This is a genomic window from Streptomyces lacaronensis, from assembly GCF_047337785.1.
GTDB classification, from domain to species: domain Bacteria; phylum Actinomycetota; class Actinomycetes; order Streptomycetales; family Streptomycetaceae; genus Streptomyces; species Streptomyces lycopersici.
Genome location: NZ_JBLHDK010000003.1, coordinates 1,048,293 through 1,061,544 on the forward strand (window position 1 = coordinate 1,048,293; position 13,252 = coordinate 1,061,544).

7 protein-coding genes and 1 pseudogene are annotated in these 13,252 nt (G+C 69.4%); all 8 read right to left on the reverse strand.

Going from position 1 to position 13,252, the window contains the following annotated elements; translation table 11 throughout:
* Positions 1-67: 67 nt before the first annotated feature.
* The 8 genes and pseudogenes from ACMTAK_RS05500 to ACMTAK_RS05535 all read right to left on the reverse strand — a co-directional run bounded on the left by ACMTAK_RS05500 (position 68) and on the right by ACMTAK_RS05535 (position 13,061).
* The gene (locus ACMTAK_RS05500) at positions 68-1,519 is read right to left on the reverse strand and encodes an FG-GAP and VCBS repeat-containing protein (RefSeq protein ID WP_413805099.1); all 1,452 of its coding nucleotides are present in this window, start codon (positions 1,517-1,519) and stop codon (positions 68-70) included.
* 96 nt (positions 1,520-1,615) lie between these two features.
* Positions 1,616-2,692 (reverse strand): CobW family GTP-binding protein, encoded by a 1,077-nt coding sequence (locus ACMTAK_RS05505; protein WP_413805100.1) that lies wholly within the window; start codon positions 2,690-2,692, stop codon positions 1,616-1,618.
* 149 nt (positions 2,693-2,841) lie between these two features.
* Positions 2,842-3,849, reverse strand: a complete 1,008-nt coding sequence (locus ACMTAK_RS05510) for an aldo/keto reductase (protein WP_413805101.1) — start codon at positions 3,847-3,849, stop codon at positions 2,842-2,844.
* A gap of 73 nt (positions 3,850-3,922) precedes the next feature.
* A pseudogene (locus ACMTAK_RS05515) lies at positions 3,923-6,468 on the reverse strand (glycoside hydrolase family 127 protein).
* 130 nt (positions 6,469-6,598) lie between these two features.
* On the reverse strand, positions 6,599-8,041 hold the full coding sequence (locus ACMTAK_RS05520; RefSeq protein ID WP_413805102.1) for an RICIN domain-containing protein: 1,443 nt from the start codon (positions 8,039-8,041) through the stop codon (positions 6,599-6,601).
* Complete coding sequence (locus tag ACMTAK_RS05525) at positions 8,041-9,927, reverse strand: family 43 glycosylhydrolase (protein WP_413805103.1); 1,887 nt, start codon at positions 9,925-9,927, stop codon at positions 8,041-8,043. Before ACMTAK_RS05525 ends, ACMTAK_RS05520 begins: the two co-directional genes overlap by 1 nt.
* A 59-nt stretch (positions 9,928-9,986) precedes the next feature.
* A complete protein-coding gene (locus ACMTAK_RS05530) occupies positions 9,987-11,831 on the reverse strand; it encodes a family 43 glycosylhydrolase (RefSeq protein WP_413805104.1) in 1,845 nt (614 codons plus the stop codon).
* A gap of 198 nt (positions 11,832-12,029) precedes the next feature.
* Positions 12,030-13,061 carry a PLL family lectin gene (locus ACMTAK_RS05535; protein ID WP_413805105.1) on the reverse strand — a complete coding sequence of 344 codons (1,032 nt, stop codon included), beginning with the start codon at positions 13,059-13,061 and terminating at the stop codon, positions 12,030-12,032.
* Positions 13,062-13,252: the final 191 nt, after the last annotated feature.

Consider the following 13,252-nt stretch of genomic DNA (forward strand, 5'->3'; position numbering starts at 1 on the left):
TCCAGTAAACATGAGGGATCGTCAACTACTCGCGTTCGAAGAGCGGTTCGGCGTCCAGGCGATGTGGTTACCGCTGGAAACCGTGGCCCAGGGCCGCACCGGCCTCCGGTGCCCCGAGGGAGTCCGGCCCGAAGGAGACGACACCGTCCGTGGTCAGGCCGCTCGCCTGGCCGCGCAGCACCCAGGCCGCGCCGCTGGTGGACTGGGCGCCGTCCTCGTCGGGCGCGCCCACGGCCAGGTCGTCCTTGCCGTCGCCGTCGGTGTCGGCGAGCCCGGTCGCCATGGCGAAGTGGTCCCCCGCCTCCGCGACACCGGGGACACCGGCGGTGTCCTGGGTGAACGCCTGGGCTCCGGTTCCGGACAGCCCGCCCCGGCCGCCGTAGAGCTGGACGACGCTGCCCGCCTCCTTGACCGAGTCCAGGCCCTCGTACGGGATGCCGACGGCGATGTCCGCGTAGCCGTCGCCGTTGACGTCGCCGGAGCTCAGCGCGTAGCCGAACTGGTCGCCGTCCTCGTTGACACCGGGGACGCCCGCGGTGTTCTGGTCGATGGTCGTGGTGCGGGTGGTGCTCGGCCCCGACGCGGTGCCGTAGAGGACCTTGAGCGTGCCGTGGTCGTACGGCAGGTTCTCGATGACGTCACCGGGGACGGTGCGCAGGACCAGATCGCCGTGGCCGTCCTTGTCGACGTCGGCGATGGTCGCGGAGGCGGCGTCGGTGAGGTCGGCGGCCTTCTGCGACAGGCCCTTGTCGTCGCCCTTGAAGAACAGGCTGGACTGGGACATCTCCTCGAAGGCGTGGGTGGAGACGAGGTCGTCCTTGCCGTCGCCGGTGATGTCGCCCGCGGTCAGACTGGTCGGCGCGTCGAACCGGCCGGTGTCGGAGAAGGAGCTGCCCGCGTCCTTGCCGTCGCGGGTGAACGGGCCGAGGCGGACGCGCACTCCGGTCTTCTCGTCGTCCGTGCCCTCGCCGGTGGTGACCACGTCGACCAGGTCGGCCCGGCCGTCGCCGTTGAAGTCACCGCCAGCGATGACGCTGTCGCCCCAGTGGTCGCCGTTGCCGGCGGGCAGCTGGGTGCCGCCGGTCAGCCCGTTCGGCGAGCCCCACAGGACCGTGACGGCCGGGGACTTGCCGGTCTGGATCGCCAGATCGGTGTAGCCGTCGCCGTCCAGGTCGCGGGCGACGGTGTGGGCCCCGAAGAACGCCGACGCGGCGGGGTCGCCGGGAACGCCCTCGGTCGCCTGGCTGACGACCTGGCGGTGGGCGGTGTCCGCGCCGGAGGCGGAGCCGTAGACGACGGCGACATAGCCCGCCTCGGACTTGCCGCCCACCGTAGCGGCGGGGGCGGAGACGGCGAGGTCGGCGCGTCCGTCCTTGTTGAAGTCGACCTTCGGGGCGGCGGCCGCGGCGGGGCGGGCCTCGGCGGCGCCCGCGGAGGGTACGGCGAGTAAGGCGGGGGTGGTCACAAGTGCGGCCACCGTCGCGCAGCGCACGACGGTGGTGAGGGAACGGGGGCGCACACTTCCTCCTGCTCGTTGATGAGCGTTTACCTCATGTACACCCAGCAGGACCCGTGACGCCGCCTCAGGGTTGCACGGCCGATTCCAGGGATTTCCCTAGTCCGTCCCGTTCACATAGCGGAACACGCCCATCATGTGCGTCTCGTCGATCTCTTCCTCGGGTGCCGCCACGCACTCGGCCAGCCGTTTGGTGAGAGTGTCGGCGTCGATCCCGGTGCCGATCATCACCAGCTGGGTCGTGCGAGGCTCTCCGCGCTCCCAGGGCGAGAGCTGGAAGCGGAGGTACGAGCCGACCGCGTGCAGCCCGAACTTCCGCTCCCGGCCCGCGCCCGCGAAGTGGAGGAACCCCTTGGCGCGGTACAGGCCCACCGGGCGGCTGTCGAGGAAGTCCATCAGCCGGCGCGGATGGAGCGGGTCGGCGGCGGAGAACTCCACGCTCTCGTAGGCGGCGTGGAGGTGGGCGCCGTGGTCATGGCCGTGGCCGCGGCTGTCGTCCCCGCACCCGTCGCCAGATGCCTCGTCGGCCCATACGTCGGCGAACGAGAGCTGCCGGAAGCCTTCCTCGGCGGTCTCGCGGGGCCGGTGGTCGAAGAGGAGAGCGGGGTCCACACGCCCGTGCGCGGCGGTCACGACCGGCACACCGGGGGCGATCTCCTGGAGGTTTTCCAGCAGACCCCGCCGCTCGTCCTCGGTGACGCGGTCCGTCTTGTTGAGCACGACGAGGTCCGCGGCGCGGACGTGGCGGTCGAGCTCGGGGTGACGGACGCGGGTGTCGGGGAACTCCGCGGCGTCCACGACCTCCACCAGGCCGCCGTAGACGATCCGCTCATTGCTGCTGGACAGCAGCGCGCGGATCATGCTCTGCGGCTCGGCGAGGCCGCTGGCCTCGATCACCACGACATCGATGCGCAGCTCGGGATCGGTGAGCCGCTCGAGCATCGCGTCCATCTCGGAGGCGTCCGCCGCACAGCACAGACAGCCGTTCTCGATCGGGATCATCGAATCGACCTGCCCGGCGACGGCCAGGGCGTCGATGTTGATCGATCCGAAGTCATTGACGATGACGCCGATCCGGGTGTCCGCGCTGTCCCGCATCAGATGGTTGAGCATCGTCGTCTTGCCGGAGCCCAGAAAACCCGTGATGAGAATGACCGGAATCCGTTGTGTGGCCAAGGCTGTGTCTCCGTGCGGCGGTCCGTGGTGATCTCGGGCGGACCGCTCATGTTATCCGGCCGCCGATGACCATGTCGCGCACATGGCCGTGGCCCGCCACGCCGGGCGCGGCGGGCCACGAGTCCCTCGTGCTCCCGGGACGGGGCCCGTCAGGGGATCTCGATCCCCGCCTCGGCCGAGAGCCGGTCGATCTCGGCCAGCTCGGCGTCGCTGAAGCCGGGCGAGTCCAGCACCGCGGCATTCTGCTCCAGCTGGGCGACGCTGCTCGCGCCGATCAGCACCGAGACCACCCGGGGGTCCCGCAGCACCCATGCGAGCGCCAGCTGGGCGAGGGTCTGGCCGCGCCCCTCCGCGAGCTTGTTGAGGGCGTGCAGCAGGGCCAGCCGCTCCTCGGTGAGCGTCTCGCGCTTGAGGAAGTGGCCGAGCGCCATGCGCGAATCGGCGGGCACCCCGTGCAGATAGCGGTCGGTGAGCTGCCCCTGCGCCAGCGGCGAGAAGGCGATCACCCCGGCGCCCGCCTCGGCGGACGCCTGGAGCACTCCGCCCTCGACCCCGCGCTGGAGGATCGAGTACGGGTACTGGTTGATCAGGTACGGGGTGCGCAGTTCCTTCAGGATCGCGGCGGCCTCCGCGATCGCCTCCGGCGGATAGTTGGACACGCCCGCGTACAGCGCCTTGCCCTGGCGCACCGCGCTGTCGAGGGCGACCATCGTCTCCTCGATCGGGGTGTCCGGGTCGAAGCGGTGGGAGTAGAAGACATCGACGTAGTCCAGCCCCATCCGGGACAGCGACTGGTCGAGGCTGGCGAGGACGTACTTGCGCGAGCCCCATTCGCCGTACGGCCCCGGCCACATGAGATATCCCGCCTTGGTGGCGATGAAGAGCTCGTCGCGGTAGGGGCGGAAGTCCTGGGCGAAGATCGAGCCGAAGTTGCTCTCGGCGCTGCCGGGCGGCGGACCGTAGTTGTTGGCCAGGTCGATATGGGTGACGCCCAGGTCGAAGGCGCGGCGCAGCACCGCGCGCTGGGTCTCCAGGGGGTGGGTGTCGCCGAAGTTGTGCCACAGGCCGAGCGAGACCTTCGGAAGCAGCACACCGCTGCGGCCGCAGCGCTGGTACTGCATGGAGTCGTAGCGGTTCTCGGCGGCGAGGTGGACCATGCGCGTCGTCCTTGTCCGTATGGTGCGGTTGGGAGCGGACGGGCCGTGGGGACGGCCCGTCCGCCTGAGCTTGTCAGCTTTGGGCCAAAGTGGCGACCTCATTAGCGCTGAGTGTCCTGCCGTACACACGGACGTCGTCGAACGCGGCCTTGAGGTACGGGTCCGGGTACTGCGACTTGCCGAGATAGCTGGCGCGGATGTGGTTGCCGAAGTGGACCGGCTCGACGGTGATGGCGGTGTTGCGTCCCACCTCGCGCCCGCCGACGTAGAGGACGGCGGTACCGCTGCCGTAGGCGACGGCCACATGGACCCACTGGCCGGTGGGCAGCGGGGCGGCTTCGATGCGCTGTTCGGCTCCGCCGCCGCCCGCGGTGATGGCGAAGCGCAGCTTTCCGGAGTCGGCCACGGGGGTGAGGAACATATTGGCGGTGACACCGGTGCCGATGTCGAAGATCCGGGTCCAGGTGGCGGGGGTGCCGTCCAGTCTGATCCAGGTGGCCAGGGTGTACGCACGGGCGCCGGCCAGGAGGTCGTCGGCGAGGACGACATGGCCGTCCGTGCCGTTCAGGGCGACCGCGCCACCGGTCCTGCCCGCCGTCCAGGAGGCGCCGCCGACGAGCCGGGCGGTCTTCTCCCGGCCGGTGGCGTCGGCCGCGGTGGTGCCGGAGGTCTCGTCGAAGCGGTGCCAGGCGGCGAAGGCGGGCGGCGGGGTGGGCGGCTGCCCGGTCAGCCAGTACACGTTGTAGTGCTGGTGGTGGACGCGGGCGACCGGCAGCAGGGTCACGCTCTCCCCACTGGCCGTGGCGCTGAACCGCAGGGGGTTGGTGGCCGTCCGGGACACGGATCCGGTGTCCAGGCGCGGCATGGTCATTCCGGTGCGGCCGCCGTACGCCCCGGCGAGCACCACCGGCCCGTAGAGCACCGCCTGGACGTCCGGGTCGTCGGGGGTGGGGTCGAACGTCAGCTTCATCGGCAGCGTCACCTCCACCCGGTCGCCGGTCTTCCACTGGCGGTCGATGATCAGCCAGCTGCCGGGGGCCGGCCGGTCGGCGAGGGCGGTGCCGTTGAGCGTGGCGCGGGCCCCGGCCGCCCAGGAGGGGATGCGGACGCGCAGTTCGAGGGAGGCCGCGCCGGAGGTGACGGTGAGGGTGGTGGTCTGCTGGTCGGGGAAGCCGGTGGTCTGGCGCCAGGTGATGCCCTTGTCCTGCCAGCGCAGCTCGGAGGGGATGAAGAGGTTCACCAGCAGGCTGCGGTCGGCGTGGGTGTAGATGGTGTCCGCGAACTTGGCCTGGGTCTCCATGCCACTGCCGTGGTCGCAGGAGAAGTTGTCGTAGTCGGTGGAGTACTGGTTGGGGTCGGTGCCCATGAAGGACGGCTGCTGTTTGAAGGAGCCGGGGGCGAGGCCCGTGTAGTAGATGTTGAAGCCGTGGGCCGAGTCCGGGTCCTGCTCGCCCAGCATCTGGTTGAGCAGGGTGCGCTCGTAGTAGTCGAGCAGGTCCACGCGCTCCGGCGCGTGGAAGTGGATCAGCCGGGTGAGCTTGAGCATGTTGTACGAGTTGCAGTTCTCGCAGCAGTTGTCGGAGAGCTGGGCGGCGATGGCGTCGGGCTCGTGGAACGCCTCACCGTTGCTGTTTCCGCCGATGACGTAGGTGTGGTGATCGGTGACGATCTTCCAGAAGTTCTCACCGATGGTGCGGTAGCGGCTGTCCAGCCCCTCCTCCCACAGCCGCATGGCGCCGACCATCTTGGGAATCTGGGTGTTGGCGTGCAGCCCGGCGAGCCGGTCCTCGTTGCGGGCCAGCGGGTCGAAGACGCGGGCGTGGGTGAAGCGCTCGGCCACCTTCAGCCAGCGGCTGTCGCCGGTGATGGCGTGCAGATCGGCGAGGACGTCGTTCATGCCGCCGAACTCGGTCTGCAGCACCCGCTGCATCTGGTCGTAACCGAGCTTCCCGGTGCGGGTGTCGACCCAGGCGGCCTGGCGCTCCACGGTCTCCAACGCCTCGGCATTGCCCGCGAGCCGGTACTGGTCGACGAGCCCCGCCATGATCTTGTGGATGGTGTAGGCGCCCACACCCCGGTACCGGCCTCCAGCCGGTCGAAGAAGCTCTCGGGGAACGCCGAGAGATAGCCCTGGCCGTAGCCCGCGGCCGGGGACTTGGCCTGGCAGGCGGCGAGCGCCGAGACCAGCTTGCGGCCCTTGTCGAGCAGGGCGGTGTCCCCGGTGGCCGCGTAGCTGAGGGCCAGTCCGGACAGGAGGTGGCCGGTGCTGTGGCCGCGCAGCTCCGTGCTGGGGCTCTCCCAGCCGCCGCAGGGCTGGGCGCTGCTGGGGAGCCCGACGTTGAGGCGGAAGGTGTGCAGCAGCCGGTCGATGTCCACGAAGCGCAGATAGGCGGTGTTGCGGGACTGGTTGTCCTTGAAGGCGCCGGGGAGCAGGGTCACGGCGGTGAGCGGAAAGGGCTGGGCACTGGTCAGCGCCTTGGGTTTGCGCTGGTTCGTGACCGGGGCGGCGCCGGGGGCGGCCGCCTCGGCGGTGCCTCCGGCGGCGACGGTGAGCGCCACGGCCGCGGCCCCGGAGGCCGTGGTGGCGATGAAGTGCCGTCTGTCGACTGGTTCGCTCATGACTTCCCTCACTGAGGTTCGAAATTACGAACAATGTCCGACATTGTGTGCACCGTGAAGGTACCGGCCCTCCTGGGGACGTCAACAGCCCCCGGGCACCGGAGCTCGGGCACCGGCGGTGCGTGGTCGGTCAGCCGCGCCGCCACTGCTGGTTGGCACCGCCGGTGCAGCTCCACTGGAGGAGCGCGGCCTTGTCCGCCGTGGACTCGTCCGCGACATCCAGGCACTTGCCGCTGGAGCGGGCGGTGTACCGGACGTATCCGTCACCGGCGTCGGTGGCCCGCCACTGCTGGTTCGTCCCCGTGCCACAGGCCGACTGGACCACGGCGGCGCCATCGGCCGTGGAGCCGCCCGCCACCGTCAGACACTGGGAGCTGTGCCGGGCGACCAGCTGGACCTGGCCATCGCCCATGTCCTTGGACCAGAACAGCTGATTGCCACCGCCGTTGCAGGTGTACTGGACGGCCGCGGTGCCGTCGGTCTGCGAGCCGGAGACGATGTCGGCACACTTGCCGCTGTGCCGCGCCGTGAGCGTGGTGTACGGACCGCCGGAGCCGGTCACCGTGCCCGCCGCCGTGTCGATGGTGAGCTGCGGGTACCAGTCCATGGTCAGGGTGGTGGCGGTGGGGAAGGCCAGCGGCAGCCAGATGTAGCGCGAGTCGTTGACAGTGCCGCCGAAGGAGTTCCCCCAGCGGTCGCCCAGATAGAGGTACGAGGTGGTCCCGCTGCCCTGCACCGGCAGGACGTACGCGGTCTGCGAGCCGTAGGCGGTGGCGTCGCCCACGTTGCGCATCGCGCTCCAGGGGCCCGCCAGGCTGGTGGCGGTGGCGTACTGCTGCTGGTTGGGGTTCCAGCCGGTGGCGCCGGAGGTCAGCATGAAGTACACGTTTCCGCGTTTGAAGAGCGCCGGTGCCTCGCGGTGGCCGCCGGGCCAGGGGTTGGCCACCAGGCTCGCCACCCCGGTGTAGTCGTCGGTCAGCCGGTAGATGTGCAGGTCGTAGTTGTCCCGGGCGGCCGAGACCATGTATCCGGTGCCGTCGCCGTCCCGGAAGAGGGTGATGTCCCGGGACATGTGCTGGCCCAGCGGGCGGAAGCTGCCCCGCCAGGTGTAGTCGCCGTCGATGGTGGCGGAGGTGGCGACGGCCGCGCGCGCCTCGCTGTAGTCGCTGCCGTTCTCCTTGTGCATCCACATCACGTACTGCCCGGTCCGCTCGTTGTAGAGCACCTTGGGCCGCTCGATGTTGGCGGAGGCCAGCTCGGGGTCGGTGGCCTGGGTGAGGACATGGCGGCGGAACTCCCAGGTCTTCAGGTCCGTGGAGCGATAGGCGGAGACATAGCGGAACGTGTTGTCGGCGTTGCGGTTCTCACCGAACCAGTAGTAGTAGCCACCGGACTTGATGACTCCCCCGCCGTGGGCGTGCACCGCCTCGCCCGCTGTGGTGGTGAACTGTGTGCCGTTGGCGACGGTGACGGGGGCGGCCTGCGCCGAGCCGGCTCCCGCCAACGGGGCGAGCAGCCCGAGGACGGCGGCCACGACGAGGGTCAACAGCCGTGCTCTGAGGCGTCCGCCCATCACACGGTCTCCTTCCACACGGTGAAGTGGCGGGCGAATCCGGTGAGTCCGGGCAGTTCCCGGATCGGGGTCCAGGTCCGGAAGCCGTCGAGGCTGTCGCTGTAGTAGTACTTCTGCTCGGTGTAGCCGTCGAAGTAGATCCGCCAGCCGCCGTTGTCCAGGCGCACCAGCGCGGGCCCCTCGCGCCAGCTGCCCCAGCCCGCCCAGTCGCCGGTGCCGCGGAAGGTGTACGGCCCGCCGAGGCTGTCGGCCGTGGCGTGCTCGATGTACTTGGTCGTCTCCTGCTTGGTGAAGGCGTGGTACTGCCCGGCGTGGCGGACCACGAAGGTGTCGATGTAGTTGGCGGTGTCCAGGCCCTTCAGCGGTGTGGGCGTGGTCCAGGACGACAGTGCGGCGTTGGTGGCGGTGAGCAGATGCGGCCGGAAGATGTAGTCGGGTGTGGAGGTGGTGTCCAGCGAGACGACGATGTGGACGCCACCGCCGTCGTCCACGAAGAACTCCGGCGCCCAGGTGCGCTCGAGACCGGCCACCGGGAGGGTGTGCTCGCGGACGAAGGTCCAGTTGACGCGGTCGCGGCTGCGCGCGAAGCCGATGGTGTTACCGGTCCAGTTGGTCGTGTAGACGATGTAGTAGTAGCCGTCGGCGTGCTTGATGACGCTGGGGTCGCGGATCAGCCCGGACGGAGGGGTGTAGGCGGGTCCCTTCAGCAGGGTGTACGTGGTCGCGTCGGACGACTGGTAGACGTACAGGTTCGACTCGCTGCTGTTGGTGAACGCCGTCATGGTGAAGCGGGTGGCGGCCGTGGTGTCCCGCGCGGGCGCGTCGGCCACGGGCACACCGAAGTCCGGGGTGCCATCGGCCCTCCAGCCGAGCGCCTGGACGCGGGTGTGCCGGTTGGGGTCGTTCAGCGGGTCGCCGGTGATGTCCTTGTACTGACGGGCGTGGTAGACGAGGAGGTCGGTGCGGCCGTCCTCGGCGACGGTGAAGGAGTTGTGGCCCGGCCCGTACTGCTTGGTGGTGTCGTTGCTGGTGAAGACCGGCTGCGGGCTCTTCTTCCAGGACGCGGCGGCGAGCAGGTCGCTGCCGGCGGAGGCGGTCAGCAGCCCCATGCAGTAGTTGGCGTCGGTGGCGCTGGCGGAGTAGGTGAGGAAGACCCGGCCGTTCCGCTGGAGGACCGAAGGGCCCTCATTGACCTTGAAGCCACGCGTCTCCCAGTCGTACGTCGGCCGGGAGATCTCCACCTGGGGCCCGGTGACGGTCCATGGATTGGCCATCCGGGCGAGGTAGATGCTCGAGTTGTTGCCGACGTCCGGGTTGCTCTGGGCCCAGACGAGATAGCGGGTGCCCTGGTGGGTGAAGGTGGAGGCGTCGAGGGAGAAGGAGTCGACGGGCGTGACGATGCGGCCCTTCTCGGTCCAGGTCCCGGCGAAGGGGTCGGCGCTCGCGTTCTCCAGCACCCACATCCGGATCTTCCAGACGTCGTTGGCGGGCGCCGAGGCGAAGTAGACGTACCACTTGCCGTCGATGAAGTGGATCTCCGGGGCCCATATGTGGGCGCCCATGTCGCCGCTGGTGTGCTTCTTCCAGATCACCGACTCGGCGGCGGTGGCCAGGCCGCCGATGGTCCTGGAGCGCCGCAGGACGATGCGGTCGTATTCGGGGACGGTGGCCGTGAAGTAGTAGTAACCGTCGGTGTGCTTGAGGATGTGCGGATCGGCGCGCCGGCGCACCAGCGGATTGGCGTACGCGGGGGCCTTGGCGGCCGCTTGCGGCGCCGCGGGGGTGGCGGCCCGCGCGATGCCGGGTGTTCCGGCGGCCGCCCCCAGGACGAGGGCGCCCATCACCACGCGTCTGCGGCTGGGCTGGTGCTCTTCGCTGCGGCTCATACGGTTCTCTCCTGCTCTGGCGGGTGATGCGCCTGACATCGGACGGGCGTGACGCCGGTCTATGGGACGGGCTCGATACCGGCCTGCGTCGGGCGGATCTTCTGGATGGTGCCGTCGGGGCCGAACCGCATCCGGTCGATGGCGACCTCGCGGTGGGTGCCGTCGCCGCCGGGGCGGGCGAAGCGGTGGTAGACGATGTACCACTCGTCGCGGCCCGGCACCTGGATGACGGAGTTGTGGCCGGTGCCGAGGATCTGATCGCCGGGGTCCTTGGCCAGGACCGGGTTGCCCGCCGCCTTGGTGAAGGGGCCGAGCGGTGAGTCGGAGACTCCGTAGGCCACGCGGTAGTCCGGGCTCCGGGTGTCGTCCTCCGACCACATCGCGTAGTAGCGGCCCGCGCGCTTGAAGACGGTCGGGGCCTCGTTGTAGCCGGGCGGGGTGATCTTCACCGGCTGGGTGGCGAAGGAGACCATGTCGTCGTTGAGGCGGGCCGCCTCGAAGGCGCCCTGCCCGAAGTAGAGGTACGGGGTGCCGTCGTCGTCGATGAAGGCGTCCGGGTCGATGGACTGATGGCCGAACTGCCCCTTGGCGACGAGTGGTTTGCCGAGGGCGTCGGTGAACGGCCCCTGCGGCTTGGAGGACTTGGCGACGCCGATGGACTGGCAGGCGCTGAAGTACATCCAGTAGGTGTCCCCCTTCTTCACCACCGAGGGGGCCCAGGCGTTCTGGTGGCACCAGGAGACATCGGCGAGGTCGAGGGCGGGACCGTGGTCGGTCCAGTGGACGAGGTCGGGTGAGGAGAAGCCGTTGAAGCGGGTGCCGCTCCAGCCGGGGTGGCCGTCCTCGGTGGGGTAGATCCAGTACCGCCCCTCGGCGTGCATCACATCGGGGTCGGCGTGGTAGCCGGGCAGGGCGGGGTTGGCATCGCCGGGCCGTACGGTGGCGGTCTCCCGGATGACGGTGCCGTGGCGTACCACCCCCGACAGGCCGGGCAGCTCCCGTTTGGGCGTCCAGTGCTCCAGGTCGGGGCTGTCGCTGTAGTAGTACTTCTTGACGGTGTAGCCGTCCATGAACATGCGATAGCCGCCGCCGGGGAGGGCGACGACGGTCTGGCCCTCCAGCAGGCTGCCCCATCCCGCCCAGTCGCCCTTGCCGGTGAAGCGGTAAGGGCCGGTGACGCGGTCGGCGACGGCGTGCTCGATGAGTTCGCCCGTGGCGTTCTTGGTGAACGCGTGATAGGTGGCGCCTTTACGGACCACGAAGGTGTCGATGTAGCCGTTGTAGTCGCTCTCGCTCGGCGAGATGCCCTCGAGCGGCCGGGGCTCGCTCCACTTGGTGAGGGTGTCGTCGAGGGCGGTGAGGACATAGGGCTGGAAGTGCCGGTAGGCGGTGGGCCCGGTGGACAGCGAGACGACGATGCGGACCTTGCCGTCGGGCGCGTCGGTGAAGAACTCCGGTGCCCAGGTGTTGTTGGCGGCCACGCCGTGGTCGACGTCGGCGAGATGGGTCCAGGTGCGGCGGTCGTCGCTCACGGCGAGGCCGAAGGTGGTGCCGGTCCATCCGGTGGTGTACGCGACGTAAGTGCGACCGCCGCGGTGGATGACGCTGGGGTCGCGGACGAGACCGGAGGGCGGGGTGTACGCCTTGTCCTGGATCGACCAGAAGTTCTGTGCGTCGTCGGACCCGTAGACGTACATGTTGCTCTCGCTGCTGTTCGTGAAGGCGGTGAACAGATAGCGGGAGGCCGTGGTGGACTGCTGCACGGCGCGTCCGCTCCCGTCGCTCCGGTGGTGCTCCGCGGCGTGCACTCGGTTCGCGGTGAGCGGGACCACGAGGGCGAGGGCGGCCAGCAGCGCGAGCAGCACTGCCGGCGCTCTCCGGGGTGGGGTGGCATGCGGGGGCATCAGAGGGCTCCTGCGATCCGAAGTGATCGATTTTGTTCGGAGATTAAGGGTTCTGATGACTTCCGACAGCCCCTGGAGAGGGTGCGAAAGTTTCGAAAACCCTGGAGCCCTGGAGGACGCGCGATGAAGTGGTGGGGTGAGAGGGTGACTTCGCGACGCGGTGACGGGAGCGATTCGGCGACGCGACGAGGGGGCGGATCAGACGAAGGTCTGGCGCTGCAGCCAGAGGTCCCTGGCGGTTCCGCTGCCCTGGATGAAGACGTAGAGCAGGTTCTCCTCGTTGAGGATGGGGACGCCGACGCCCGCGGAGCCGATGACCCCGCCCAGGGACTGGAAGCCGCTGTACGCCGTGCCGTTCTCCGTGCTCTGCACGGCGACCCACAGGGCGTTGTCGGTGGCCTTGATGAACACGTTGATCCGGCCGTCCTGGGCCAGGGCACAGGTGGGCCGCCAGACGATCTGCGCGCCGAGGCTCACGGCGGCGCCGAACGAGTCGTAGTCGTCGCTCTGTCCGACCCGACGGACGGACCCGTCGGAACCCCGGTAGAAGATCTGCACCCGTCCCGCCGCGTCCAGGCACACCGACGGACGGCTCGTCACATTGGCGGCATTGAGGGAGAACGCCTCCCAGAGGGCGGAGTTCTCGGTCTGCTGCTGGATGGTGTACAGGGTCTCGCCCGAGCCCTTGACCGCCACCACCAGCCGCCCTCCCCCGTCGAGGATGGGCGAAGGCGTGGCGAAGATGGCGCCCCCGAGTGAAGTCGCGGAGGTGTAGGTCTCGTACTGGAGGTCCTGGTTGCGGATGTACCACAGGGCGCTGTCGGTGCCGGGGAAGAACACATAGATGCGGCCGTCGGCGCCGAGCGCCGCGGCCGGGTCGTCCCCGATGCCGGTGACCAGGGTCTGGGGCGGTCCGTACCCGGAGTTGATGGCGGTCTGGGTGATGACCTCCAGATTGTTGCCCGGGGTGCGGTAGAAGACCCGGATCTTGCCGTCCTTGCCCCGGATCGGTGCCGGGATGCCGTCGACGGACACGCCCGGGTATTGCTGCCACGGCCCCCAAGTGCCGTCGCGGGCCTCCACCCTGCTCCACAGGACGTTCGACCCGCCCCGGATGAAGACCTGCACCCGGTCGTCGGCGAAGGCGACCGGGGCGGGCTCGGAGTGGATGCCACCCTGGAGATTGATCCAGGTGCCCCAGACGGTGCCGGGCGTGGTGGAAACGACCATGAGAGGACCTCCTTCTTCTCGTGAGGCCCGGTGAGGACTCATGAGGCCCCGAGAGTGTGCGGATACACCATCAATTCCCGGGGCAAGCATGACGGATACCCGAAGAAGCCAAGATGTATGGATATGACCGACTCATCGACATAAGAGGCTGCTATCGGATTGGATGTGCTCGCTTGCTTCGGAATTCGTCA